Source organism: uncultured Sphingomonas sp. (assembly GCF_913062585.1).
In the GTDB taxonomy this organism is placed as follows: domain Bacteria; phylum Pseudomonadota; class Alphaproteobacteria; order Sphingomonadales; family Sphingomonadaceae; genus Sphingomonas.
Window position 1 is genome coordinate 14,123 of sequence record NZ_CAJXWX010000007.1, and the last position, 25,780, is coordinate 39,902.

At 68.1% G+C, this 25,780-nt stretch carries 18 protein-coding genes; 7 read left to right on the forward strand and 11 right to left on the reverse strand.

The features are described 5' to 3' along the window. Positions 1–248 precede the first annotated feature (248 nt). Together QZ546_RS06735 and QZ546_RS06740 are read right to left on the reverse strand one after the other, a co-directional pair. On the reverse strand, positions 249–2,216 hold the full coding sequence (locus tag QZ546_RS06735; protein WP_294235818.1) for a sialate O-acetylesterase: 1,968 nt from the start codon (positions 2,214–2,216) through the stop codon (positions 249–251). A 297-nt stretch (positions 2,217–2,513) separates the two neighbouring features. Further along, on the reverse strand, positions 2,514–3,374 hold the full coding sequence (locus tag QZ546_RS06740) for an endonuclease/exonuclease/phosphatase family protein (RefSeq protein ID WP_294235819.1): 861 nt from the start codon (positions 3,372–3,374) through the stop codon (positions 2,514–2,516). 187 nt (positions 3,375–3,561) lie between these two features. On the opposite strand from QZ546_RS06740, the gene QZ546_RS06745 reads away from it, so the two are divergent. Then, positions 3,562–5,658, forward strand: coding sequence for a TonB-dependent siderophore receptor (locus QZ546_RS06745; protein ID WP_294235820.1), 2,097 nt, complete (start codon positions 3,562–3,564; stop codon positions 5,656–5,658). 149 nt (positions 5,659–5,807) lie between these two features. On the opposite strand, the gene QZ546_RS06750 is transcribed toward QZ546_RS06745, so the two are convergent. Genes QZ546_RS06750 through QZ546_RS06775 form a run of 6 tightly spaced genes read right to left on the reverse strand, consistent with a single transcriptional unit; the run spans position 5,808 to position 11,881 of the window. Continuing rightward, positions 5,808–6,770, reverse strand: a complete 963-nt coding sequence (locus tag QZ546_RS06750; protein WP_294235821.1) for an FAD:protein FMN transferase — start codon at positions 6,768–6,770, stop codon at positions 5,808–5,810. Beyond that, on the reverse strand, positions 6,767–7,612 hold the full coding sequence (locus QZ546_RS06755) for a DUF4198 domain-containing protein (RefSeq protein ID WP_294235822.1): 846 nt from the start codon (positions 7,610–7,612) through the stop codon (positions 6,767–6,769). The genes QZ546_RS06750 and QZ546_RS06755 overlap by 4 nt, the downstream gene beginning before the upstream one ends. 17 nt (positions 7,613–7,629) lie before the next feature. Then, positions 7,630–8,112, reverse strand: coding sequence for a DUF2271 domain-containing protein (locus QZ546_RS06760; protein WP_294235823.1), 483 nt, complete (start codon positions 8,110–8,112; stop codon positions 7,630–7,632). Between the two features lie 14 nt (positions 8,113–8,126). Continuing rightward, positions 8,127–8,765, reverse strand: coding sequence for a PepSY-associated TM helix domain-containing protein (locus QZ546_RS06765; protein ID WP_294235824.1), 639 nt, complete (start codon positions 8,763–8,765; stop codon positions 8,127–8,129). Next, positions 8,762–9,445, reverse strand: coding sequence for a Fe2+-dependent dioxygenase (locus QZ546_RS06770; protein WP_294235825.1), 684 nt, complete (start codon positions 9,443–9,445; stop codon positions 8,762–8,764). The genes QZ546_RS06765 and QZ546_RS06770 overlap by 4 nt, the downstream gene beginning before the upstream one ends. Before the next feature lie 18 nt (positions 9,446–9,463). After that, the gene (locus QZ546_RS06775; protein ID WP_294235826.1) at positions 9,464–11,881 is read right to left on the reverse strand and encodes a TonB-dependent siderophore receptor; all 2,418 of its coding nucleotides are present in this window, start codon (positions 11,879–11,881) and stop codon (positions 9,464–9,466) included. A 284-nt stretch (positions 11,882–12,165) separates the two neighbouring features. On the opposite strand from QZ546_RS06775, the gene QZ546_RS06780 reads away from it, so the two are divergent. The 4 genes from QZ546_RS06780 (at position 12,166) to QZ546_RS06795 (ending at position 15,993) form a co-directional block, all read left to right on the forward strand. Beyond that, entirely contained in the window at positions 12,166–13,431 is a 1,266-nt protein-coding gene (locus QZ546_RS06780) for an HD-GYP domain-containing protein (protein WP_294235827.1), read from the forward strand. Between the two features lie 71 nt (positions 13,432–13,502). Beyond that, positions 13,503–13,973 carry a GNAT family N-acetyltransferase gene (locus tag QZ546_RS06785; RefSeq protein ID WP_294235828.1) on the forward strand — a complete coding sequence of 157 codons (471 nt, stop codon included), beginning with the start codon at positions 13,503–13,505 and terminating at the stop codon, positions 13,971–13,973. 47 nt (positions 13,974–14,020) lie between these two features. Next, entirely contained in the window at positions 14,021–15,637 is a 1,617-nt protein-coding gene (locus tag QZ546_RS06790) for an NAD(P)/FAD-dependent oxidoreductase (RefSeq protein ID WP_294235829.1), read from the forward strand. Further along, on the forward strand, positions 15,634–15,993 hold the full coding sequence (locus tag QZ546_RS06795; protein WP_294235830.1) for a reverse transcriptase-like protein: 360 nt from the start codon (positions 15,634–15,636) through the stop codon (positions 15,991–15,993). The genes QZ546_RS06790 and QZ546_RS06795 overlap by 4 nt, the downstream gene beginning before the upstream one ends. Before the next feature lie 412 nt (positions 15,994–16,405). Here the strand turns inward: QZ546_RS06795 and QZ546_RS06800 are convergent, their stop codons facing one another. Then, entirely contained in the window at positions 16,406–17,746 is a 1,341-nt protein-coding gene (locus QZ546_RS06800) for a chloride channel protein (RefSeq protein WP_294235831.1), read from the reverse strand. A gap of 180 nt (positions 17,747–17,926) precedes the next feature. Between QZ546_RS06800 and QZ546_RS06805 the strand changes: the two genes are divergently transcribed. Then, a complete protein-coding gene (locus tag QZ546_RS06805) occupies positions 17,927–20,416 on the forward strand; it encodes a hypothetical protein (protein ID WP_294235832.1) in 2,490 nt (829 codons plus the stop codon). 3 nt (positions 20,417–20,419) lie between these two features. Here the strand turns inward: QZ546_RS06805 and QZ546_RS06810 are convergent, their stop codons facing one another. Beyond that, a complete protein-coding gene (locus QZ546_RS06810) occupies positions 20,420–21,667 on the reverse strand; it encodes an MFS transporter (protein WP_294235833.1) in 1,248 nt (415 codons plus the stop codon). A gap of 116 nt (positions 21,668–21,783) precedes the next feature. On the opposite strand from QZ546_RS06810, the gene QZ546_RS06815 reads away from it, so the two are divergent. After that, entirely contained in the window at positions 21,784–22,884 is a 1,101-nt protein-coding gene (locus QZ546_RS06815; protein ID WP_294235834.1) for a DNA alkylation repair protein, read from the forward strand. Between the two features lie 314 nt (positions 22,885–23,198). On the opposite strand, the gene QZ546_RS06820 is transcribed toward QZ546_RS06815, so the two are convergent. Next, positions 23,199–25,643 (reverse strand): TonB-dependent receptor, encoded by a 2,445-nt coding sequence (locus QZ546_RS06820; RefSeq protein ID WP_294235835.1) that lies wholly within the window; start codon positions 25,641–25,643, stop codon positions 23,199–23,201. Positions 25,644–25,780 lie beyond the last annotated feature (137 nt).

The following is a 25,780-nucleotide window of genomic DNA, read 5'->3' on the forward strand; positions in this document are numbered from 1 at the left end:
CTCAACGCTTCGCCCGATTCCGCTCGGGTCGTTGCTATCTTTCAACCCGATGGAATTTTATTTCAAGCGCCTTTTGGGGGCGTTGGTCGGATGGACACGTCGAGTGGCGGTATTTTGCCCTTCCTCCCCTGCAAGGGGAGGTGGCAGGCCGAAGGCCTGACGGAGGGGTGTCACCCTCTCGAGAGCGGGACACCCCTCCACCATGCTGCGCATGCTCCCCCTCCCCTTGCAGGGGAGGAATTTTGGGATCACTCTCCCGCGATAACCGCCTCGAACGGCACCACCGGATGCGGCGCCTCGTCATAGAAATTGATGACCGGCGCATCGGCCCAGGCATAGCGCACCCGCACATCGCCGGGCCTCGCGTCCGCCAGCCGCACTTCCGACCCGTTCACCGTCGCATTCGCATAGCGGCAGGCCGACGCATCGCACAGCTCGAACCCGATCGGCGCGGCCGCGCTCCACGCATGGAGCCCCCCCTGCACGCCGTTGAAGCGCAGCACCACCTCGCCCCCCGCCCGCGTGGCCGAGGCGATCATCGGCCCGGACGCATTGGCGCGGTCGCCCACCTCCAGATGCGCCTGCGCAAAGACCAGACGCTTGGCCAGTTCGTTCTTGTCGGCCGGATGGATGTCGTTGCGCACGCCGATGTCGACCGCCGTCGCCAGCGCGCTATAGGAATCGCGCAGGACCACCAGACGCTGCGTTTCGCGAAGCGCCGCCCAGCCACTGTCGGCGACCTTGACCGGCGGCGCGCCGAAATTGGAGAGCTGCACGATCAGGAAGGGCAGGTTCGGGTCGCCGAACTGCCGCCGCCAGCCCGCCATCAACGCGGCAAGACGGTCGCCATAGCTGGCCAGCCCGACATCGGATTCGCCCTGATACCAGGCGACGCCCTTCAGCCCGATCGGCCCCAGCGGCGCGATCATGCCGTTATAGAGCGTGCCCAGACCCGCATGGCTTTCCCACGGGCTGCGCGGATAGCTCTGGTCGTCGCGCTTGTAGACGGAATAGCGCCAGCCGGTGCCGAGCGGGATGGGCTGGCCGCCCGCGGGGGTGAACCGGATATGGTCGGCCGGGCCGAACATGCCGCCCGGCCCATAGGTGTCGCCGAGCGCCACGACGATCTCGTTCCGCCCCTTTCTCAGCGCCGAGCGCGGCACGGTGTAGCGCCGCCAGTCGCCCCAGCCGAAAGTCGCGCCGACGGGCACGCCGTTGACCCAGACGGTGTCCAGCTCGTCGATCCCCGCCAGTTCGATCAGCCCGTCGCCGCTCGGTGCGGTCGGCAGGTCGAAGCTCTGCCGGAACCATACGAGGCCGTTATAGTCGGCCAGCGCGGGCACGCCCCATTCCTCCCAGGGGCCGAACTTGGGCACCGGGGTCCAGCTCAGCCGGTCGGGCGCGTTCCATGGTTCCGCCCCGCGCTTCGTTCCGCTCGCCTTGCGCCACCAGTCGCCCCAGCGATCGCCGAACGCGCGCAGGCCCGCGGCATGATCGCGGGCATAAAGCGCCAGCAGGTCGGCATCCGCGGCCAGGCCGGGCAGCTTGCGCGCATCGGTGGCGTCGATCCAGGGCAGGATCTTGGTCCCGCCCCAGCTCGAGTCGATCGCGCCCATCGGCACGTTCGATTTGGCCGCCATATCCTTGACCATCAGATAGCAGGCGGCGGAGAAATCGGCGACGCTGACGGGCGAAGCGGCGGCCCAGACCGGACGCGTCTCCAGCGGCTCGTCGGCGGACAGGCCGACATGATGTGCCACGTCGAGCAGGCGGATACGGTCATCGGCCGCACCCTTGACCAGCCCCTCGCCGTTCAGCGCCTGCTTGGTCGGATATTCCATGTTGGACTGGCCGGAACACAGCCAGACATCGCCGACCAGCAGATCCTCCATCGTGTCGGCCGTGCCGTCCCGGCCGGTCGCGGTCAGGGTCAGCGGGGTGGCGGTCGCCGCCATGGCGGGCAGGGTCGCGCGCCAGCGGCCCTTGCCGTCGGCCGTCGCGGTGGCGCTACCGCTGCCCAATGTCACGGTGATCGCTTCGCCCGCATCGGCCGAACCCTCGACGATGATCGGGCGATCGCGCTGGAGGACGGCATGGGCGCTGATCGGGGTCAGGATGCGCGGTCGTGCCTCCGCCATGGCCGGCCATGCCGCCGCCGTGCCTAGCAGCAGCGCCAATCCCAGGCGCCGCCCGGCGCCGGACCGTGAATGCCCCATCCGCATCTCATCCCTCTCCTATGCCCGGCAGACGCATGATTTCTGCGCCGCCGTGGCTCATGCCGCGATCATAGGAGGGAGCAAATGATAACGCTATCGGGAAACAACCCCAGCCTTCCTCCCCTGCAAGGGGAGGTGGCAGGCCGTCAGGCCTGACGGAGGGGTGTGCTGCTATCGAGAGCGAGTGGCAGGTCGGATTGCCCCCGGCAATCCTCGAACCCGCGGGGCGGGTTCGACCTGCCACTCCCCTCCGACGCGCTGCGCGCGCCACCTCCCCTTACAGGGGAGGAATAAGATTCACTTGGCGGCGCGTCCGTCGTCAAAGGACAGCACCGCCTCGACCGGGAAATGATCCGACGGATAGACCTTCCCCCGCTGGTACGTATCGGTGGCGACCGCCTCGGCGCGGAAACCGCGCAGGAAGAGATAGTCGATCCGACGGTCGGGGGTGCCGGTAAAGTCGTGGAAGGTCATCTCCGGCCCCTCGCGCCGCGTCGCGCTGTCGCGGGCATCGGTCAGCGCGGCCGCGAAGCGGCGATAGGCGGCGGTATCCGGCCGCGCATTCATGTCGCCCGCCAGCACGATCGGAAGCCCCTTCGCCAGGGCGGACAGCCGCGACAGGATCAGCTGCGCCGCCTTCTCCCGCGCCGCGGCATCCTCGTCACGGTGCGCCAGATGGGTATCGACGAACAGGAAGCGGCGCGGACGGTCCCCCTTCGTCTCGAACACCGCCCAGTTCACCATGCGCGGCAGGTCGGTGCCCCAGCTCTGGCTGCCCACGACATCCGGCGTATCCGACAGCCAGAAGTCGCCATGGTCGATCAGGGTCAGCCGGTCGGTGCGGTAGAGGATACCCATATGCTCGTCGCCATGACCGCCGCGCCGATCGCGGCCGAACCAGCGATAGCCGGGCAGCGCGGCGACGAGATCGTCGCCCTGCCGCTGCAGCAGTTCCTGCGTGCCGATCACATCCGGGGCGGCGCGGCGGATCAGTTCGGCCATCACCGGCCGCCGCACCGACCAGCGCTCCGCCCCGTCATCCGAGGCATAGCGGACATTGAAGGTCATGACCTTCAGCGCCTGGGCCGTCGCCGCCAGTGGCATGGTCGCCGCCGCCATTGCCGCCATGATCCGCAGAGCCTGCCAGAATCCGGTCATTCCATCACCCATTACTACCAAAGCTGCCCGGAACCTGCCCGAGTCACGCCCCCGTCTGGCAGAAACGCATGGCAAAGGCGTGACAGGCCCCGCCGCTTATCCGCTCAATATATGATTGCGAGTTATTAGCATTATCGATATTGGCGCCCGCGAAATCGATTGAAGCGGGGCAGGGATGAAGTCGAAGGTGATACTGCGTACCGTGATGCTGGCGGGAGCGATGATGGCGCACGGGGCCCATGCCCAGACCGCGCCCGCCCCAAAGGCCGAGGATAAGGCCCAGGATGCCGGCCCGGCCGATGTCGTCGTCACCGGCCTGCGCGACGCCAATGCCAGCATCACCGGCACCGACACGCCCCCCAACCGCTATCCGCAGAGCCTGCGCATCATCGACCAGCGAATGATCGACCGGCGGGGCGCGACGCGACTGGACGATATGATCGCGCTGGCGGGGGGCGTGTCGCGGCAGAACGACTTTGGCGGCCTGTGGGACAAATATGCGATCCGCGGTTTCGCGGGCAACGAGAATAGCGGCCCCGACATCCTCATCAATCGGTTCAGCAGCAATCTGGGCTTCAACGCGCCGGTCGATGTCGCCACGGTCGAACGCTTCGAATTCCTGAAGGGCGCCGCCGCCGCGCTGTCGGGGCTGGGTGAACCCGGCGGGTCGCTCAACATCGTCACCAAGGAACCCACCGCCACGCCCCAAGGCGAAGCGACGCTCAGCTATGGCAGCTGGAACCGGGTGCGCGCCACCGGCGATGTCAGCGGCCCGGTATCGCGCACCCTATCGGCCCGGCTGATCGGCGTGATGGAGGAAGGCGACAGCTTTCGCCGCTATGTCCACACCGACCGTCTGCTGATCGCGCCGTCACTGTCCTTCACCCCGAGCCAGGACCTGCGGTTCCTCTACCAGGCCGAGTTCATGCGCAACCGCGCGCCGATGGATCGCGGCGTGGCGGCGATCCGGGGCGAGCCCCGCGCGATGGACCGCGACACCTTTCTGGGCGAGCCCGCCGATGGCCGGATCACCCAGCGGATGCTGTGGCAGCAGGGCAGCGTCTTCGCCGCGTTGACCGACCGGATCGCGCTGGAGGCCGGGCTGTCGAGCCGCGACGGCTTTCTCACCGGCTATGCCACCCAGCCCGACTTCGGCGCGCGCGGGGTGCAGGCCGATGGCCGGACGATCGGCCGGGCGCGGCGCTTCCACGATTTCCGCTGGCAGGACCTGACCGCACGGGCGGAACTGACCGGCAAGTTCGACTGGCTGGGCCTGTCGCACGACATTCGCATCGGCGTCGACCGGGTGCGGCATGGCCTGGACTTCCGCATGGACCAGGCGCGCGGACGACCGGGCGCGCCGATCCTGACCATCGACGCCTTCGACCCCGTCTATGGCCAGCCCCTGCCGGTGCCGCCGCGCTTTACGCATCGTTATTCCTCCTATCGCAGCGAGAGCGTCTATGCGCAGGACCTGATCCGCATCGGCGATGTCACCGCGCTGATCGGCGCGCGCTGGAACAGTTTCCGCGAGACGATGACCAACTATCTGCGCGGCGACCTGCGGCTGGATACGGTCGATCGCGGTGTCACGCCGCGTGCGGCGCTGACCTGGGCGGCCAGCCCGCAATTCTCGCTGTTCACCAGCTGGGGCCAGTCGCTGCGGCTCAACCCGTCGGACGGGGTCAGCAGCTTCGACGCCGAGCGCAGCGAGTCGACCGAGGTGGGCGCCAAATATACGCTCTTCGGCGGCGCGCTGACCGGCCAGACCGCGTTCTTCACCATGACCAAGCGCAACGTGCTGAACCCCAACGCCGTCGACGTCTTCGTCAAGACCCAGATCGGTCGCCAGCGTTCGCGCGGGGTGGAGACGGTGGCCGACTGGCATCTGGCCGGCGGACTGACCGGCACCGCGACCTACACCTATACCGATGCGACGGTGCGCAACGACAAGAACACCGCGCTGATCGGCACGATGCTGTCCAATGTCCCCAAGCACCTCGCCGCGCTCGACCTGCATCAGCGGCTGGGGATGGTGACGCTGGGCGCCGGCGTGACGCATGTCGGTGCGCGCAACGGCGATCCGTTCGCCAGCGGCTATCGCCTGCCCGCCTATACCACCGTGCGGCTGGATGCGAGCTGGGCGGTCAACCCGCGCTTCGACGTGCGCGTCGACATCGAGAACCTGTTCGACACCTATTATATCGCCAGCAGCTATGCCGATGTGTGGACGATGCCGGGCGCGCCGCGCAATGTGCGGGTAACGCTCCGGGGGCGGTTCTGACCTGATCCTATTCCTCCCTTGTAAGGGGAGGTGGCAGGGCGTAGCCCTGACGGAGGGGTGTCAACATTAGCGAATTTTGGACGTCTTCACCGCCGGTTATACCCCTCCACCAGCTTCGCTGGTCCCCCTCCCCTTGCAGGGGAGGAAAGTTAGCCGAGCAGCCTTTGTAAGGGCTCGGTCAGGACCTCTTCCACCATATCACCCTGCCGGACCAAAATACGCGCCGCCACCTCCATCGGCGCCAGCGCCGACAGGTCGGGAAACAGCACCGCCACCGCCGTCGCCAGCGCATCGGCCAGCATCGCGGTCTGCGCGATGACGTGCACGCTCACCACGCCGTTGATGGGTGGATGGCCGGTGCGCGGGTCGAGGCCGTGCTCGCCTTTGCGATAGGTGCCGCTGCCCGCGACCGCCATCTGGTGCAGCGCCACGCGCATCGGCGATACCTGCGCGCCCGGCGGGGTTTCGAGATCGACCCACCAGGGTTCGCCATCGGGCCGCGTGCCACGCCCGACCAGTTCGCCGCCGACCTCGACCAGACAATGTCGAAAGCCCCGAGCCGCCAGCATGTCGGCAACCGCATCGGCGGCATAACCCTTGGCGATGCCCGACAGGTCGAGCGCGACGCCACCCGGCTGCCACAGCCGTGCGGCCTGCGCGTCCCAGCGCAGCTGTCGCCAGCCACCCGCTGCATGGGCCTGCGCGATCGCCGCGGCATCCGGCGCGGGCTGGAGGCCCTTCGGACCATGGCCCCAGAGATCGACCAGATGCCCGATGGCCGGATCGAACGCGCCATCACTCTGCGCCGCGATGCGAAGGCCGGTGTCGATCACGCGGGCGAAATCGGGCGGCAGCGCGCTCCAGCTACCCGCCGCCGAGCGGTTGAACCGCGCCAGGGCCGAATCCGCCGCCCAGTGGCTCATCTGCGCGACCAGATCGTCCAGCCGCGCCTGTACCGCCGCGCCGACGCCTTGCGCGCCGGTCACGTCGCGGGTGGCATAGAGCACCCGCCACATCGTCCCCATCGTCTCGCCGCCCAGCGTGACGACCGCCGCCGGATCGCCGTTCGCCACGGCGTCCGGTTCGATCCGGGGCGGCAGGACGATCCTCACGGGGTCATGACTTCCAGCGTGGTGGCATAGCTCATCCGCCGCTGCGTCGCGCGCGGGGCGCTGGGCTTGTCGTCGGTCAGCGTCGCGTTCAGCCAGTACATGCCCGCCGCCGGCCAGGTATAGCTGAGCAGCCCTTGCGCATCGGTCGTCACCTCTTTCGCCCCCTCGGCATCGCGGTAGCGCTTGCCGCCGGGGACGATCGTGACCTTCAGATTCGGCGCGGGCTTGCCGTCGACCAGGAAGCGGAACTTCGCCGTCTCGCCCGCGACCAGCTCGTCCGGATGGGTGATCGGGTCCAGCTCCAGGCCCTTACCGGTGGGTTTCAACACGATGCGGGTCGGCTCGCCCGCCGTCACGAAAATCTCGTTGCGGCCGAGCGTCTCGGTCAGCGTCACATCGGTCGCGTTGGCGGGAATGTCCGCCACGGTCAGCGACGGCTGGCGCACCCCGTTCGGCCCCGGCGGACCGCCACGTCCGCCGACGCGCTTCTCGACGCCGTCGACCTTGAAGCTGCCCATCACGCCCGACATCTCGGTCCCGATCTTCCAGGTGCCGGGCTTGTCGAGCTGCACATCGAAGACCGAGCGATAGCGCCCCGTCGCGCCGTTCTGGATGCGGCCGGGCGTGCCGTCGGGCTGCCAGACCTTCACCATCTCGATCCGGCCGGGCTGGTGATCGGCATAGAACAGGTCGTTCGACACGGCGCTGTCGACCGTCACCCAGCTATCGGTGCCCGAGAAGATCGTACCCGAGGGGAGTAGCCACATGCGATGCGCCGAGGCCAGACCCGGAATCGCCAGCAGCGCGGCGGCGGCCCATAATTTGACGCGATGGTTCTTCATGATGATCCTCCCCTGTGTCAGCGCGCCGAGACGGTCACGGCGCCCAGTTCATGGCTGCCCGCGCCGCGCGCCTGCGGGTTGGGCACGGTCAGCGGCACCTGCACCAGTTCGCGCCCGCCCGTCTCGCGCGCGGCTTCGACGTTCAGGACATATTGGCCGGGCTTCAGGTCGGCGGGCAGCGGGATGGCATGGGTGCCGGGCGCACGGGTCGCGCCGCTGATGCCGTTGGCAGGCATCGCCATGCTCCGCCCGCCCTTGCGCCACCAAGCCCGCAGATCGGCGAGCCATTTGGTGCCGGGCTCGCCGCCCATCTTCTTGACGTCGTACCAGACGGCCAGCGTGCGCGCCGGGCCGCCGGTCGCGGGCTCCAGCCAGACCGCGACATAGGGCTTGTGATATTCGGCGACGTTCAGCTTCGGAATGGTGACGTTGACCGTCGCGGCGCTCGCCGCCCCTGGCAATGCCACCACGCCCAGCGCGAAAACAGCGGTCGATCGCATCGTGAGTTTCTCCATCAGTGCAGGAAGAAGACGGCGATCGCCGCCGGGATCAGCAACCCCGCCGCCACCAGCGGCCAGGTCGAGGGACGATGCCGGGCATGCATCTGAAGCAGCAGCAGCCCGGTCAGGGTGAAGATGATGCACGCGACCGCAAACACGTCGATGAACCAGAACCAGGCGGTCCCGGCATTGCGCCCCTTGTGCAGGTCGTTGAGGTAGGAGATCCAGCCGCGATCGGTCCGCTCCGATGTGATCGCGCCGCTTGTCCGGTCGATGCTGACCCAGGCGTCGCCGCCGGGACGCGGCATGGCGACATAGACGTCCGCATCCGACCATTCGCCCGGTCGCCCGGCCGGGTCCAAATCGACCGCGCGCGCCACTGCCTCCGCGACGCGAGGCGGCAGGGGCGCGTCGGTGGATTTCGGATTTGCCAGCAACGGGCGCAGGCCGGGCGCGAGCAGCCCGCTCTTCTGCACTGTCTTGGGATTGGCCGAGATGCTGGCCGCGTGGTTCAGCGTCAGGCCGGTGATCGCGAACAGCATCATGCCGATCAGCGACACCGCCGCGCTGATCCAGTGCCAGGTGTGGAACTGCTTCAACCACCAGCTACGCCACTTGCGCTTCTTCGGCTTGGGAAGCGTGGAAGCGGTCATGCGTCGGCCCAGCGTCTAAGCAGATTGTGATAGACGCCGGTCAGCTCGACGACCGATCGGTCCCCCTGCCCCCGGTCCGCGCCCACCCGCTGCACCGCGCGGTCCAGGTCGAACAGGATGCGCCGCTCGCCATCGTCGCGGACCATCGACTGGATCCACAGGAAGGAGGCGACACGGCACCCCCGCGTGACCGGCTCCACGCGGTGCAGGCTGGAGGCCGGATAGAGGACCGCGCTTCCGGCGGACAGCTTCACCCGCTGTTCGCCATAGAGATCCTCGACCACCAGCTCGCCGCCGTCATAGGCTTGCGGGTCTTCGAGGAAGAGGGTCAGCGACAGGTCGGAGCGCATCCGGAAATCGCTGCCCCGCTTCAGCCGCACGGCATTGTCGACATGCACGTCGAAGGCCTGGCCGCCCGCATAGCGATTGAACAGCGGCGGATAGACCTTCAGCGGCAGAGCGGCGGCCACGAACAGCGGCGACCGGCCCAGGGCATCGAGGACCATCCGTCCCGCCTCGACCGCCGCCCCCGAATCCTCCGGCAATTGCTCGTTGCGCTTGGCGAGCGCCGCCTGCGGGCCGGAGGTGGCATTGCCGTCCGCCCAGGCGCCTGCGTCGATGACGCGGCGGACCTGGGCGACCCCGGCGGGATCGAGGATATCGGGAAGGACGATCAGCATCGACGAAGGCTAGCCCGTTCAGAAATTGTAGAACAGGCTCAGCGTCGCCTGGCGCCGGTCGCCGGGGATCGCCCAGCCGCCGGTGACGGTGCCCGCCGGCAATGTGATGCCATTGGTCACGCTCGTCGCCGTGGAGACGTTATTGCGGACGCCCGTCGCATATTTCTCGTCGGTGAAGTTCTGGATGTTCAGCTGCATCGTCCAGCGCTTGGCGATCGTATAGGCCAGGTACGCACGGTGGATCAGGTAATCGTCCACCCGGTACTGGGTCCGATTGGCCAGCACCGGCGCATTGGTCGCGAACGATCCCTGATAGGTCAGGCCGTACCCGACCTCCAGGCCGAAGGGCAGCTTATAGGTGGTGAACAGGCTGCCCGAATGCTTGGGCGTCTGGATCAGCTGGCTGCCCGCCTGCGGATCGGTGACGCCCGCCGCCTTGTCGCGGTTGGAGATGCTCTGCAGCACCTTGCCGTCGAGATAAGTGTAGTTGGCGAAGATCGTCCAGGCCGGGGTGATCGCCCCCGACAGGCCCAGTGCGATACCGTCCACCCGGCTGCGTCCGTCCAGCACCTGAAGATTGGCGGGCAGCGCGGGGTCGTTGGAGGGGACGCGGTAATTGGTCCGTTCGTTGCGGAAGATGGCGGCGGTCAGCTCCAGCTTGCGGCCGAACAGCCCGGCCTTCACGCCCGCCTCGTAATTCTTGGCGGTTTCGGGCGCGACGGCGCAGGGGTTCGCGGCGGTCGCGGTCGACGGCACGCCACAGCCCAGCCGGACGGTCGAGGACGACGGCGTCTTGGCATTGCCATAGCTGGCATAGAGGCTGACATCCTCGACCGGATGGAACACGCCGCCCGCGCGCCAGGAGAAGAGCTTCTCGCGGCTGATCTGCGGTGCGGCCTGGAGCGCGGTCAGCTGGGTCGAGCCGGGCGGAACGATGACGAGCGGCAGGGCACGGAAATTCGCCTCCTGATACTCCCAGCGTACGCCGCCGTTCAGCTCGAAGAAGCGGTTCAGCGCCAGCGTGTCGAAAGCATAGACGGCCAGGTTGCGCGTCTCGCTGCGCGACTGGGCGGTCGTGGTGAAGTTGATCGGGCCGGTATAGTTGGTGTTGGGCGCCGCGATGTTGATCAGCGGCAGCGGCGACACCGCGCTGCCATTGGCGTTGCGCAGCAGCGAGCCTTGGGTGATCCGGTAATCCTCGATCATGCCCGACATGCCGATGTTCAGGACATTGTGGAACCCGCCCTTCGCGCCCGCTTCATGGCGCAGGTCTATCTGGTCGGTCAGCATCTGGTTCTGCTGATCGCGCACCAGTCCGCGCGGGCCGGAGGGCAGATAGAAGCCCGGCGGCACATTGGCCGGGCAGGCCGCGCCGACGCTCCCCCCCGGCGTCGCTGTGACCGGCTGCAGCCCCGTGGAGGCGAGGCAGAAGGTCCCCTGCGGCGCGGAGGTCACGCTATATTGCGTCACCTGCTGCCAACGCGTCAGGTTGCGCACGCTCCAATGCTCGTCGATCTGGTGGCGGAAGGTCGCGGTCAGGCGGTCGACCGTGCTGTCCTGCCGGTCGAGATTGGCGATGCCGAAATAGGCGTCGCGCTTGGCACCCGGCACAAAGCCGTCGACGATGCCATTGTCGAACCAGGGAATGCCGTAGACCGGGGTGTTGCGATCCTCCTGATGGACATAAGCGAGCGTCAGGCTGGTCGGCCCGTCGATACCGATCGTGACCGAAGGCGCGATGCCCCAGCGCTGCATCTTCTCGACATCGCGGCCGGGCACGTCGTTATGGTGATAGGCACCGTTCAGGCGGACGGCGACCAGGTCGGACACGCGGACATTGCTGTCGATCGCGCCGCGATAATAATTGTCGGTGCCGCCCGAGCCCTGCAAGATGGTCAGCGTCTCGGGGGTCGGCACCTTGGAGACGAGGTTGATCGTGCCGCCGACCGACCCCGATCCGTTGAAGACGCTGTTCGCCCCGTTATAGACCTCGACCTGTTGCAGGTTGAACGGGTCGGTTCGGCTGTACTGCGCGCTGTCGCGAATGCCGTCGATGGTGACGTCGTTGCTCGCCGAATAGCCGCGCAGGTTGATCGAGTCGCCATAACCGCCGCCGCCTTCGCCCGCGCCGAACGTGATGCCCGGAATCGTCTGCAGCACGTCGCGCAGGGTCTGGAGATTCTGCTTGCGGATGGTCTGTTCGTTGACGACGGTGATCGTCTGCGGCGTGTCGAGCAGGGCGGCGGTCGCCTTCGGGCTTTCCAGCGTCGCGCCAGTGGCGCGCTGGCCGGTCACGACGACCGTGTCGCGCTGGCCGGTCGAATCCTGTGCGCGCGGCGCGGTGCTGTCGGCGCGGGGCGCGGGCTCGGCGGCGGCGACGCCCGGGGCAGTCGCCAGGAAGCCGACGCAGGACAGGGCGATGAACGAATGTGACATGATGGTTCCCCTTTGCGACAGGCGGCTATTGCGAGACAGTCGCAATGTCAATGCGAATGATAATGACTCTCATGCTGAAGTGGGAAAGAGGAGGCTGGAAAAACCCGGCAAACCGCCATTGAGGGCGATTTGTGAAATTATTTTCACGAACGAGACCAGCCGATGCAGCACCTGACTGAAATGGTCATTGGCGCGGTGGCCCACCGCCTGCGTCGAGGGGTCGGGAATGGCCCGCCTTGCCCTCCGAAACCGAAATTTTACCGTATCTAACCTATGTTTCAGGTATGAACGAAAGGTCGGACCCGAATCGCCACCTCCGCATCCCCGGCCACCAGGTCGAATTGGGCATGTACGTCCATGCCCTGCATTGCGGATGGCTTCAGAGCCCATTTTGGCGAAAGTCCTTCCTGCTCGTCGCGCAAGAAGATCGGGACAAGATCCGCAAATCCGTCCCGCAGGTCACGATCGACCTGTCCAAGGGACGCGGCCTGACGCTGGTCGCTGCCTCTCCGTCACGGGATCAGGCCGTATCCGCGCCGCCCCCCGCTACCATCGCCACTATCAAGCCCCGGCGCAGCAAGCCGCCGACCGAATTCGAGCGGGCAGGCCTGATCGCGCAGCGTGCGACGGCGGCCGTCACCAAGCTGTTCGCCGAGTCCCGGCTGGGTCGGGCGATCCAAACATCCGACCTCATCCCGATGGTCGAGGACATCGCCCAGGCCACCTCGCAGGGCCTGGCCGCCATGGTCGCGGTCACCCGGCTGAGGGACAGGGACCAATATACCTATATCCATTCGGTCGCGGTCGGCACCTTGATGATGGGCCTGTCGCGTCAGCTCGGGCTGAGCGACGAGGATATCCGCGTGGCGGGCATGGCCGGGCTGCTCCACGACATCGGCAAGATGCGGGTCTCGCCCGAAATCGTCGAAAAGCCCGGCCGCCTCACCCCCGACGAACTGATCGAGATGCGTCGGCATCCTGCGCTGGGCTATAGCACGCTGCTGGACCTGGACGATCTCGACCCGCGCATCCTGGACGTGTGCCGCCACCATCACGAGAAGATGGACGGCACCGGCTATCCCGACGGGTTGAAGGGCGAGCAGCTGAGCCTGTTCGTCCGCATCTCGGCGGTGTGCGACGTGTATGACGCGGTCACCTCGATCCGTTCCTACAAACGCGCCTGGTCGCCGCACGAGGCGCTGGCCCAGATGATCGAGTGGGAGGGGCATTTCGACGCGGACATCCTGCGCGCCTTCATCACCAGCCTGGGCATCCAGCCCTTTGGCGAGCTGGTCCGCCTCCATTCCAATCGCTTGGGCATCGTGGTGCGCGAGGGGGAGAGCCCGACGACGCCGATCGTCCGCGCGTTTTTCGACGTGCCCGAACAGCAGACCATTCCCAGCGAAGATGTTCTCACGACACAAGACCCCGTTCTACGGGTCGAGCGCGGCGATTATTGGTTTGGCGACCGCTGGCCCTCGCTCCAGGCCGAAATCATGGCTGACATTCCGATTCCCGATACGCCGCTGCGTCGCGCGTCAAGCCTGTGATCGCGGCCGCTGGCGATCGCGCCGCCACCTGATAGGATCGGCGCCTCCGAACGCCAGCGCCCGGGAAGCCGATGATCATCCGTACCGCCACCCCGGACGACGCCCTGCCGATGAGCGGCGTCCTGCTCGACATCATCGCCCTGACCGGCCGGACCCGTCCGCATGATCCGGCCTTCACCCTGTCGCACTATATCGCCGCGCCCGACGGGATCCGGTGCAGCGTGGCGGTCGACGAGGACGGCGCGGTCCTGGGCTTTCAATCGCTGAAACGGGCGGTGGCGGGCAATCGCTACGACGTGCCCGAGGGCTGGGGCATCATCGGCACCCATATCGGCCCGCGCGCGCATCGACGCGGCGTCGGTCGCGCGCTGTTCGCCGTCAGCCGACAGGCCGCGATCGACGCCGGACTCAGCCGGATCGACGCCTCGATCGGCGCCGACAACCCGATGGGCCTTCGCTATTACGAAGCCATGGGGTTTCGCACCTGGCGCGAGGGGGGCGCCATCGTCCAGAAGATGCTGGTCCTCGACCCAGCCCCCTGACATGCGGGTGATGGCGGGCCATCACGTAATTCTGTATGGCGCGGCGGATGATCCGCCTCAGTGAACTGAAACTGCCTCTCCACCATGCGGACGAGGCCCTGCCCGCCGCCATCTGTCGCCGATTGCGGGTGACGCCGCGCGAACTGGTGCGCTTCGTCGTCGCCCGGCGCGGGCATGATGCGCGCGACAAGGCCAATATCCAGCTCGTCTACTCGGTCGACGTCAACCTGAAGAACGAGGCCGCCGTGCTAGAGCGGTTCCGCCGCGACTGCGATGTGCAGCGCGCGCCCGACACCCGCTATCACCTGCCCAGCGCGCCGCCTGCCGTGGCGAAGCGCCCGGTCGTGATCGGCGCGGGCCCTTGCGGCCTGTTCGCCGCGCTGGTGCTGGCGCAGGCGGGATACCGCCCGATCATCCTGGAGCGCGGCAAGGTGGTGCGCGAGCGGACGCAGGACACCTGGGGCCTGTGGCGGCGCAGCGTGCTGAACCCCGAATCCAACGTCCAATATGGCGAAGGCGGCGCCGGCACCTTTTCCGACGGCAAGCTCTACAGCCGGATCAAGGATCCGCGCCACCTGAACCGCAAGGTGCTGACCGAGTTCGTCAAGGCGGGCGCCCCGCCCGAGATCCTGACCGAGGCGCATCCGCATATCGGCACCTTCCGCCTGGTCACCATGGTCGAGAGCATCCGCGCGACCATCGAGGAACTCGGCGGCGAGTATCGTTTCTCCACCCGCGTCGACGGGCTGGACGTCGAGACGGACGGATCGGGAGAGCGCCGGGTGCGCGGGCTGCACCTGAACGGCGGCGGCTATCTGGAGGCCGATCATGTCGTCCTGGCGATCGGACACAGCGCGCGGGACAGCTTCGCGATGCTCCAGGCGGCGGGTGTCTATGTCGAGGCTAAGCCCTTTTCGATCGGGGTGCGGATCGAGCATCCACAGGGCTGGATCGACCGCGCGCGCTTCGGGCACCAGGCGGGCAACCCCATCCTGGGCGCGGCCGAGTATCACATCTCGCACCACTGCAAGAATGGGCGCACCGTCTACAGCTTCTGCATGTGCCCCGGCGGCACGGTGGTCGCCGCGACCAGCGAAGAGGGCCGCGTCGCGACCAACGGCATGAGCCAATATTCGCGCAACGAGCGTAACGCCAATTCGGGCTTCGTCGTCGCGATCGACCCGGAACGCGACTTTCCCGGCGATCCGCTGGCGGGCCTGGCGCTGCAACGCCATTGGGAAGCGCGCGCCTATGTCGCGGGCGGATCGAACTACAAGGCGCCGGCGCAGCGGGTCGGCGATTTCCTGGCCGGACGCCCCTCGACCAGCCTGGGGTCGGTCACACCCTCCTATCGCCCCGGCGTGACCCCGACCGACCTGGCCGAGTGCCTGCCCGACTTCGTCATCGAGGCGATGCGCGAGGCGATCCCGGTCTTCGGTCGCCAGATCGCCGGGTACGACCATCCGGACGTGGTGATGACCGGCGTCGAGACGCGGACCTCCTCGCCGGTCCGCTTCACGCGCGGCGAGGACGGGCATAGCCTGAACACGCGCGGGCTGTTCCCGGCGGGCGAGGGCGCGGGCTATGCGGGCGGCATCCTGTCGGCGGCGGTCGACGGCATCAAGACGGCCGAGGCGGTCGCGGCCAGCATCGGCAGGCTGTGAAGATCTTCTTCGACGGCGGCCTGCGCCCCGGCGGAATGGAATATGCCGTGGTCATCGGGGGCCACGCCCGGATCGTCCGCGATCTGGGCCCCGGCACCAGCATGACCGCCGAGTGGCTGGCGCTGATCGCCGCGACGCAAGCGGCGCATGAGGCAGGGCTGACCGATGCGCTGCTGCTGGGCGATGCGGCGGCGGTGGTGGCGCAGGCGACGGGTAAGGTCCGGGTGCCGCCTGCGCATCTTTCGCACTTCATGGAATGGTCGACCCTCCCGCGCCCTACTGGACTCCGGTTGCGCTACATCAAGCGGACGCAGAATCTGGCGGGCATCGCATTGGAGCGATCACGAAAAAAATGAGGAAGGCTTAGGGTGTACGATAATTGCGGCGCTCGGGACGAAGATGGTGAGCGGATCTTGGTCTACCTTTTACGTCGCGTGAGTCTGAAAAACGTCACTACTGCGCATATAGCAAAAACAGGTGCGATCATGATGGCGAATACAAGCGCATCTAGTCCCGCCTGGCCGTCATAGGGCGATGCATTCATGTCCTGTTGCAATCGCAAATAGACTGCCAATTCCCATGCAATATATAAGGTAATGCCGCCAATTATCGTGGCTAAGGCAGTCTTCGCCCAGCCAATACCACCCAGTTTGCAAAATAGCGCAACGACAGCGCAAAAACATAATATCGCTTTAGCGCCTAAATCCATGCGGTGACGCTCTCACAAAGCGTCAATGTCCGCAACCAGGCGTTCCCCGCCCCGCGACGCTATCGGCGCGCGCTCTTATCCACCGGCCCCATCATGAAGGTGCGCGACAGGCCGTGGTACAGTTTCTCGCGGCACACCAGCTGGCTGACCCCATCGGCGATGAAGGCGGTGGCGAACATAGGCAGCATCAGGCCGCGGCTGGCGGTCGTCTCGGACAGGATGATGACGGCGGTCAGCGGCGCGCGGACCACACCCGCGAAATAGCCGACCATGCCCAGGATCACGATCGCCGAGGCGGGCGAGTCCGGAAATACCGAGCGCAGCAGATTGCCCAGCCCCGCCCCGACCGACAGCGACGGCGCGAAGATACCGCCGGGAAGGCCCGCGACGGCGGTGGCGAGCGTCGCCAGGAACTTGGCCGGGCCGTACCAGAGCGGCGCGTCGACGCCGACGATCATCGCCCGCGCCGCCCCGTAGCCGGTGCCCCAGGTCAGCCCCGTGCCGACCCCCAGCCCGGCGACCACGACACCGCACAAAGCGGCGAACAGGACCGGGCGCTGCTTGCTCCACAGGGTCACGCGGTTGCCGCCCGTCGCCATCATCAGCATCAGCCGGGCAAAGCCGCCGCCCGCCAGCCCGCCGACGATCCCGGCCACCGGCGCGGCGATCAGCGCGGTGACGATCGGCATATGCGCGCCGATCAGCCCGAAATAGACATAATCGCCCTGCACCGACTGGGCGACCATGCCTGCGATCGCGATGGCGGCGATGACCAGCAGCGTGACCTTCTGCTCATAGGCCGAGGCAAGTTCCTCGATCGCGAAGAGCAGCCCGGCCAGCGGCGTGTTGAACGCCGCCGCGACACCCGCCGCGCCGCCCGCGATCAGCACGGCCCCTCGCAGCGGCACGCCCAGGATACGGTGGGTCAGGCCCATGACGGCTGCGGCGATCTGCACCGTCGGCCCCTCGCGCCCGACCGACGCGCCGCCCAGCACCGCCGCCAGCGTCAGCCCGGCCTTGGCGACGACGGTGCGGATCGACACCAGCCCATGCGTCGCCTGATCCGGATCGGCCTGTGCCGCCATGACCTGCGGAATGCCCGACCCGCGCGCCAGCGGCGCGAAGCGGCGGGTGATCCAGACCAGCGCGGCGAACAGCAGCGGTGTGACCACAAGCGGCGCCCAGTGATAGCGCCTGGCGAAATGGCCGAATATCTCACCCGCCACATCGGCGGCCTGGGCAAAGACGGTCGCCGCCAGCCCGATCGCCACCGCGCCGATCAGGACCGCCAGTCGCGTGCGGAACTTGATCGAGCCGGGCCCGGCGGTGCGCAACAGCGCCCGGTAGCGGGCGGGCGTCCATTTGCGGATGGTCGGGTGGGAGGCGCGCGGATCTGCCATGGCCGACCTCTACACCCGGCGGTCGACCAAAAACAGCCGAAGCCGGACTCAAATTTGCGCAGCAGCTCGCGGAAGGTACGGCATGGGCGTCCACCTCTGGAACCGATGGAGGGATTTGCCCCTCTGGTCACGACCATCGTCTCCCCCTAGGTTCCCGGCCGGGCAGGGGGAGGATGACGGATGCTCCGTGGTATAGCGGTTTCGATACTCGCGTTGGCGATCGGCAGCGCGGCTAGCGCACAGCTTCGCCCGACGCCCGAGGATATCGAGAGCTATCGCGGCAATTCGACCCTGCATTCCTATCCTGAGGCACCGGTCGTCGCCTGGGAACGCGACCTTCGCGAGCAGTTGAAGCGGAATAAGCCGATCGCCGCCGCCGATGCGCTGGCGCCGCGCTATGGCCTGCCGCCCGCCACGATGCGGCGGCTGGTCGCGGCGTGGATCGTCACCCAGGCCAAGCGCTTCGCACCCGACAAAAACTGGCAGGCCGGGGCGCGGGTCGAATGGCTGGCCCTGGCGCCGATGGTCCGACAGGCACCGATCGGCCTGCCGCTGGCGGCGGCGGCCCTCGACAGCATCGACGAATGTTCCGCCACCCCGTTCGCGGCCCTGCTTAGGGGGGCCGAGGACCGGGCGACCGACGCCTATCGGATCGCCCTGGCGGCGCCGTGCGGCGACAATTTCGCGCGGGCGGCCGAGGCGGCACCGGACCGGGCGATGCCGTCGCTGATCCGCCTCGCCGACTATGGCGACCTGCCGCTGCGCGATACGCTGCCGCTCTATGCCTGGCTGACCAGTCCGCAGGCACTGTCGCGGGTGGCGGAGCCCGACCGGGCCGCGATCACCACGATGCTGTGGCAACGCTATTTCACCGCCTTGTTCCAGGCGGGGCTCGAAACGCGAGCGCTGGCCTTGCTTGACGCGCTGGCGCCGGAGGTGCGCGCCGAGGTGCTCTCGCCCGCCTATCGACCGCCGCGCAGGGCGGTGGTGGACGGCATCGCCATGACGTTCGACCGGGATGGCGACGACATGGCGACAGTCGAGATGGCCGACGAAATGGAGGCGATGGCCGACGCGCTGGGAAAAGACGCTGACCCGCAGCCTGCGACCACGAAACTCGTCCCCGCCGAACCGACCCCGCAGGCCGCCGAAACGGCCGAAGCCGAACGCTCCACGGCGCCGATCCTGTCCTTCGTCGAAGCGCTGGCCATTGCGGGACGCGACGCCGAGGCCCGCGCGCTGTTGGCCACCCTGCCCGGCCTCGCCCAGGCCAGGGCCGCCGCCGCGACGATCTACATGCGGCGCGACGACGATCGCACCAACACTCCCCCGATCGACGCTCTGCCGATGGATGCGCTGGTCGTCGATCATCTGCTCAACCAGCCCGACGCAGACCCTTATCCGATCGCCGAAATCCTCTTTGGGGGGATCGGTCATGGGGAAAATACGGTCGGGGCCAAGGTCCGGTGCCGCGTCTTCCCCGAGGATGCATTTCCCGGTTTGTGCCAAGAAGGGCGCCGCCAGGCCGCACCCGATCTGGACCGGTCCTCGACCTTCGACCGGGAAACCCCCACGACCGAAGCCGTGCTGCGCCGGATCGTCCCCGATTTTACCGCTCGGCAGGCCGCGATGCGGGCTGAGGCGGGACCGGTATCCGCCACGGCCTCACATGCCGACCGCGCCAGCCGACCCGCGCCCGCCGCGCCCTTTGCCGAGCGGCCCATCCCCGCCGACCGGCGCGGCTCCGCGACGGCTTCGATGCCGCCGGGTCTGGCGCCCCTGCCGAGCGGCTATGCGCTTGTCCGCGCCGAGCGCAGCGGCCAGCGCGCCGTCGCGATCAGCCTGTCCCAAGGGCTCGACCCGACCGGCGAAGTATCGCGCGGCGGCTATTGGGTCCATGTGTCGGACGATGGCGGCCAGCATTGGCAGGCGCCGCTTTATACCGGCCTGGCCGACCGCTTCCCCTATGTCGTGCCGGAAGCGGCACGCCTGCCGCTGATCGACGGCGATACGCTGAACCTGGCGGTCGAGGTGGCGGAACTGGATACCGCGAGCATCACCTATCCGCCGGTCGCGCTGCGCACCCGGCGTCGGGCGAAGGACCTGTATCTCACCATCCCGCTGGCCGATCTGCGTCGGGACAGCGACGGGGACGGCTGGACCGATATCACCGCACGACATCTGTTGCTCGACCGCCCCCGGGCAGCGGGGCAGACGCCTTTCCTGGTCGGCAGCGACAGTGGTGCGGCCTGCCCGGCGCCCTCACGCGAACGACTGGCACGCATCGGCCTGCTGAGCCGGTTGTTCTCGCCCAGCGGCGCGGCGATCGTCGAGCCGATGGATCGCCCGCCGGGCGAGATCGGCCTTGGCGGCCAAGGCGGCGTGGCCAGCCCGTCGCCGCGCCAGCCGCTGTTCCTGCTCGGCCAGGCGGAGGATTATCGCTGCCTGCGCGCCGCCCGGCCGATCATCGTCTATGGCGCGGGAGAAATCCCCGCACTGGAGGCGCGGGATCCCGATTTCCACGCGATCGCAGTGCCGCCGATCCTGTTCGACCGGGCCCGCAACCGGGGTTTCGTGCGCTGGTCGACCGGCTGGTCGGGCGGCACCTTCCGCCTGCGCTGGGTCGACGGACGCTGGACCTATGACGTCATCAGCAGCTGGATCAGCTGAGGCTCAGCCGGGCGTCGGCGGGCCCGCCGGTCGCGCCTGTTCGGTCTCGGCAAGCGGGCGGACACGGAACAGCAGCGCACTGCCGATCAACGCGACCAGGCCCAGCGCGATGCAGAAGACAACGACGCCGTGCCAATCGCCATGCGTCCACGCGATGCCGCCCGCCGAGCCCAACACGCTCGACCCCATATAGTAGAAGAACAGATACCAGGCGGCCGCCTGCCCCCGCGCGGCACCGCCCCGCCGCCCGACCCAGGCGCTGGCGATCGAATGCGCGCCGAAAAAGCCGATGGTGACGACCGCGATGCCTGCAACCACCATCCATAGCGGCGCGGCGGCGGTCAGCGCGACGCCCAGGATCAGGAGGACGGTCGGCACCCAGAAGACCCGCCGCCGCCCCATCCGCCCCGCCAGCCCGCCGAACAGGCTCGAGCTGATCGACCCCAGGATATAGAGCAGGAACACCGCCCCCACCGCCGCCTGCCCCAGGCCATAGGGCGGCGCGAGCAGATGGAATCCGGCATAATTATAGATGGTGACGAAGACGCCCATCAGCAGGAAGCTCTCCAGATAGAGCAGCCGCAATCCGGGATCGCGGAACAGCACCGCCGCCCCGCGCGGCAGGGCGAGCCAGTCCGCCTCGCTCGCCACGAACCGACGCGATGCTGGGGCGAGCCGCCGGAACGCCTCCGCCATGGCCAGCCCCGCCAGCCCGACCGCCGCCAGCGCCCAGCGCCAGTCGGCGACCGCCGCGACCCAGCTGGCGACCAGCCGCCCGCCCATGCCGCCCAGCGCGCTGCCCGCGATATAGAGGCCCATCGCCGATCCGATCGAGGCCGCATCCACCTCTTCGGCGACATAGGCCATGGCCACCGCCGGCACCCCCGCCAGCGCAAGGCCCGCCAGGAAACGCAGGGCCAGCAGCCCGTACCAGCCCGGCACGACCGCCGCCGCGAGCGTCAGCAGCGCCGCCGCCATCATCGCCGCGACCATCAGCGACCGCCGCCCCAGCCGGTCCGACAGCGCCCCCGCCACCAATATGCCGAAGGCCAGCGGCCCGGTCGCCAGCGACACCGCCAGCGACGCCGCCTCCGCGCTCAACCGGTAATGCGCCGCCAGCAGGGGCAGCAGCGGCTGCACGGCGTAGAGCGTCGAAAAGGTCGCGAAGCCGGCGAACAGCATCGCCCAGGTCAGGCGACGATAGCCGGGCGTTCCGGCGACCAGAGCGGGGGAGAGGTCGGTCACGGGCATTCCTTGGTTCGCACATGCAACGGATCAGCCGCCCGGGGGCTCCCCCCGCAAGATGCGCCATTGCCTCTTCCATAATTTGTCCCGATGACGAAACCCGACACAGCCAGGATATGGATATGAGCGAACCCGCCGCGCAGCCGCTGATGAAGGACCTGCTCGGCCCGGCCGCCCTGCGCGCGATCGCCGATGCCGGGGTCGCCGCATCGCCCGATTTCGATCGCTCCGCCTTTCTCGACGCGGCGTCGACCGGACTGGAGGCGCTGTCGGTCATGGAGCGGGTGCGGCATATCGCCGATGCGCTGCATGTCGCCCTGCCCCGTGACTATCCGCAGGCGGTCGCGATCCTGCGCGCCATGGGCCCGCGCCTGACCCACGCGTTCCAGGCCTTTGCGATCACCGAATATGTCGCACGCCACGGCCTGCACGATGTCGAGCGGTCGATGGCGGCGCTGGCCGACCTGACCCGGTTCGGTTCGGCGGAGTTCGCCATCCGGCCCTTTCTGGCGCAGGATCCGGACGCGATCCTGGCGCGCATGACCGACTGGGCGATGCATCCCGACGCGCATGTCCGCCGCCTGGCCAGCGAAGGCAGCCGCCCCCGCCTGCCCTGGGCGGCGCGCGTCCCTGCGCTGAAGGACGACCCGACACGCGCCGCGCCGATCCTGGAGCGGTTGAAAGCCGATCCCAGCCTCTATGTCCGCAAATCGGTGGCCAATCACCTGAACGACATCGGCAAGGATCGCCCGGACTGGCTGGTCGAGCGGCTGTCGGATTGGCCGCAGGACGATCCGCGTACCGCCTGGATCGTCCGCCACGCGTTGCGCACGCGGATCAAACAGGGCGACGCCGCCGCGCTGGCGCTGGTCGGCGCAAGCCTGGAGGTAGCCGTCGAGGTGCGTGATTTCGCGGTCGCCCCAGCCGTCGTCCATCTGGGCGAGAGCATCGCGATCACGGCCGACCTCCACTCGCGCGCGGCGACGCGCCAGCGCCTCGTCGTCGATTACCGGCTGCATTACGCCCGCGCCGCGGGCAGGACGGCGGCCAAGGTGTTCAAGCTGAAGACCTTCGATCTGGGCGCGGGCGAGACGACGCGTATCGCCCGCGCCCAGGTCATCCGCGACTTCAGCACCCGCCGGCACCATGGCGGCCGCCACCGGGTCGAACTGCTGGTCAACGGCCGTACCCTGGCGGAGGCCGTGTTCGATCTGGCGGTCTGATACTCTCCAAGCGGGGCGGATCGGCATTCACGTTCTTCCCTCTCCCCTGGTCAGGGGGGGACGGTTAGCGGAGCTTGGGTGAGGGGTTGAGCGAGCCTGAAGGCTCGCGCGCTGCTGGAGGAGGATGCGGGGCCGGTCGGCGGCTATGTCCTCGCCGACCTGGCCGACGATCCCTATCGCAGCCCGGTCGGCGCGCTGATCCGGCGCGGCGGTGGAGCCGGCGCTGGTCCTCGCACGTGGCGAGGGCGCCCGCTACCTGCCCGGCTGGTGCGGGGTGGGGCCCGACGGACTATAACCGCCGGGCCTCAGGCCGTTCACCAGTTCAGGCCCGCTCGCGCATAGACGTAACGCCCGTTGAAGCCGAAGGGCGAGAAATACGGGAAGCCCAGCACGCCGGTCGAGTTGTTGGCGAGCGCCGTCGCGCGCGGATAGACGTCGAACAGGTTGCTGACGCCGATGCCGATCTGCGCGCCCTTGGGGGCCGAGTAGCGGATCTCCAGATCGGTGATCGCCCGGTTGCCGGTCAGCACGTCGGCGGCGGGCGTCGTGCCCGGCTGGTTGACATTGCCATAATAGGTCACGCGGGCCAGCGCGCCGAGCCGGTCCAGCGACCAGTCGATCGTGCCCGTCACCTTCTCGCCCGGCGTGCCCTCTTCCAGCGTCAGAATGCGGCTGCGCGCGAACAGCGTCGGCGCGGGGTTCAGCGTCGCGGTCGAGGTCGGCACCCGCGTCACGTCGATGGTGTTGATGTTGCCCGCCACCGTGAAGTCGAAGGTCCCGGCGCTCTCGGTGCGCGCGCGGTAATGGCCGACCACGTCGATGCCCTTGGCGGTGCTCGCCAGCCCGTTGATGAAGAAGCGCGCCGCCGAGACGTCCAGCGGGAGGAGCAGGCTGGCGACCTGGGGGTTGTTGGCCGCCTGGATATTCTCCGACAGGCCGATCTGGTCGCGGATATGGATGCGATAGGCATCCACCGTCAGGTCGAAGCCCCCGGCGCGGATCACCGTGCCGATCGACAGGTTGGTCGACTTTTCGGGCCGCAGCGGCAGGCCGCCGAGCGCCACACCCACCGGGTCGGTCGAGGGGAAGGTGCCGGTCTGGATCGGCACGCCATTGGTCACGACCGAAGCCGTCTGGGTGAAATATTGCTGTTGCAGCGACGGCGCGCGGAAGCCGGTCGAGGCGGTGCCGCGCAGCGCGAACCAGTCGGTCACGTCGTAGCGCGCCGACACCTTGCCGGTCGCGGTCGAGCCGAAGTCCGAATAATCCTCGCCACGCCCTGCAATGCCGAGCAGCAGCTTGTCGGTGACCTGCGCCTCGACATCGAGATAGATGCTGCCGCTGCGGCGGCCACGCTTGATGGCGTTCTTGGGCTGGAACCCGCCAAAGCCCTGCGCGCCGCGCGAAACGCCGGGCACGAACCCGGTTTCCGGCGCGCCGTAGGACGCCAGTTCGCCCGGCGAGATCTTGTAACCCTCGCGCCGCCCCTCGATGCCGAAGGCGACGTTCAGCGACTGGAACACGTCGAACTTGCGCGTCACGTCCAGCCCGGCGACATACTGGTCATAGGCGACCTGGCCGTCATAGAAATTCTTCGGCGTCGCCGCCCCATACGCATAGTTGGCCGAGTTCAGCGTGCGGAAGTCGACGATGTTGCGACCATAGCTGAGCGACAGGTCGACATTGTATCCGCCGACATCGCCGCGCAGGCCGACCGCCGAATTGATGTCCTTCGACTTGGTGTTGATGATCGGCAGGAAGCCGTTGGGATAACCGGCCGTGATCGTCGCCGTGCTGGGGTTGCGCGGGAAGGCCGCGCCGCGCGTGTCGCGATCCTGATAGCCGCCAAAGGCATAGAGGCTGAGATTGTCGGTCAGCGAGGCGCCCGCATTGACGAAGCCGGTGAACTGCTCGACCTCCGGATCGCCATAGCGGCCGGTGATGCGGTTGGGCGTCACGCGCCGGTCGATATCGGCGCGGTTGGTCGGCTCGCGCTTGGTATATTCGCCCGACACGGTCACGAAACCGTCGCTGCCGAAGCCAAAGCCCTGCCAGGCCGAGGCGGTGACGACCGGCTCGCCATTGACGCGGCGGCTGTTCGCGGCGGTATCGACTTGCGTGTTGTAGAAGCCGTAGGTCACCGAGGCGCCGCCGCCCGAGCGCGCCTCGCGCAGCCGCAGGTTGACGACACCGGCGATCGCGTCCGAGCCATATTGCGCCGAGGCACCGTCGCGCAGCACCTCGATCCGGTCGAGCGCGACCGTGGGGATGGTGTTGAGGTCGACCGCCGCCGAACCACGCCCCACCGTGCCGTTGGTGTTGAGGTTCGCCGAGGTGTGGCCACGAATGCCGTTGATCAGGACCAAAGTCTGGTCGGGCGACAGGCCGCGCAGCGTCGCGGGGCGGATCGCGTCGGTCGCGTCATTCGCCGAGGGGCGCGGGAAGTCGATCGAAGGAGCGATGGTCGCCAGCGCGGCGGCCAGTTCGGTCGTCCCCTGCCGCTGCAGGCTGGCGCCGCTCAGCACGTCGACCGGCGATACGCTGTCCAGGCGCGTGCGCCCTTCCGCGCGGGTGCCGGTGACGATGATCTCGTCACCCGCGCCCGCCGCCGTGGCGGGGGCCTGCGCGGCCTGATCGTCCGGCTGAGCCTGGGGCTGGGCCTGTGTCGGCGACGGTGCGACCGTCTGCGCGGCGACGCACTGCGCGCCAAGTGCCAGCAACGAAACCCCGATAAGGGCGATGGTGCGACCCTGTGTCATTCCCTGAATCCTTGTTCTGCTCCCGGCTGTCGCGCGTGGCGCGGCACCGGGGCGTGCGTCTGTAACGCCCGAGCGAACGGAAACAGGCCAAAGAATTTCTATTGGGCCGGTAGGAATTCGGTTTTTTCCGTGTCCTA

What these genes read in the sequence shown, in the direction of transcription:
- QZ546_RS06735 (WP_294235818.1), bottom strand. Translation starts at nt 2,216, where the DNA reads ATGGGGCATTCACGGTCCGGCGCCGGGCGGCGCCTGGGATTGGCGCTG.
- QZ546_RS06740 (WP_294235819.1), bottom strand. Translation starts at nt 3,374, where the DNA reads ATGACCGGATTCTGGCAGGCTCTGCGGATCATGGCGGCAATGGCGGCG.
- QZ546_RS06755 (WP_294235822.1), bottom strand. Translation starts at nt 7,612, where the DNA reads ATGAAGAACCATCGCGTCAAATTATGGGCCGCCGCCGCGCTGCTGGCG.
- QZ546_RS06760 (WP_294235823.1), bottom strand. Translation starts at nt 8,112, where the DNA reads ATGCGATCGACCGCTGTTTTCGCGCTGGGCGTGGTGGCATTGCCAGGG.
- QZ546_RS06765 (WP_294235824.1), bottom strand. Translation starts at nt 8,765, where the DNA reads ATGACCGCTTCCACGCTTCCCAAGCCGAAGAAGCGCAAGTGGCGTAGC.
- QZ546_RS06770 (WP_294235825.1), bottom strand. Translation starts at nt 9,445, where the DNA reads ATGCTGATCGTCCTTCCCGATATCCTCGATCCCGCCGGGGTCGCCCAG.
- QZ546_RS06775 (WP_294235826.1), bottom strand. Translation starts at nt 11,881, where the DNA reads ATGTCACATTCGTTCATCGCCCTGTCCTGCGTCGGCTTCCTGGCGACT.
- QZ546_RS06780 (WP_294235827.1), top strand. Translation starts at nt 12,166, where the DNA reads ATGAACGAAAGGTCGGACCCGAATCGCCACCTCCGCATCCCCGGCCAC.
- QZ546_RS06785 (WP_294235828.1), top strand. Translation starts at nt 13,503, where the DNA reads ATGATCATCCGTACCGCCACCCCGGACGACGCCCTGCCGATGAGCGGC.
- QZ546_RS06790 (WP_294235829.1), top strand. Translation starts at nt 14,021, where the DNA reads ATGATCCGCCTCAGTGAACTGAAACTGCCTCTCCACCATGCGGACGAG.
- QZ546_RS06800 (WP_294235831.1), bottom strand. Translation starts at nt 17,746, where the DNA reads ATGGCAGATCCGCGCGCCTCCCACCCGACCATCCGCAAATGGACGCCC.
- QZ546_RS06805 (WP_294235832.1), top strand. Translation starts at nt 17,927, where the DNA reads ATGCTCCGTGGTATAGCGGTTTCGATACTCGCGTTGGCGATCGGCAGC.
- QZ546_RS06810 (WP_294235833.1), bottom strand. Translation starts at nt 21,667, where the DNA reads ATGCCCGTGACCGACCTCTCCCCCGCTCTGGTCGCCGGAACGCCCGGC.
- QZ546_RS06815 (WP_294235834.1), top strand. Translation starts at nt 21,784, where the DNA reads ATGAGCGAACCCGCCGCGCAGCCGCTGATGAAGGACCTGCTCGGCCCG.
- QZ546_RS06820 (WP_294235835.1), bottom strand. Translation starts at nt 25,643, where the DNA reads ATGACACAGGGTCGCACCATCGCCCTTATCGGGGTTTCGTTGCTGGCA.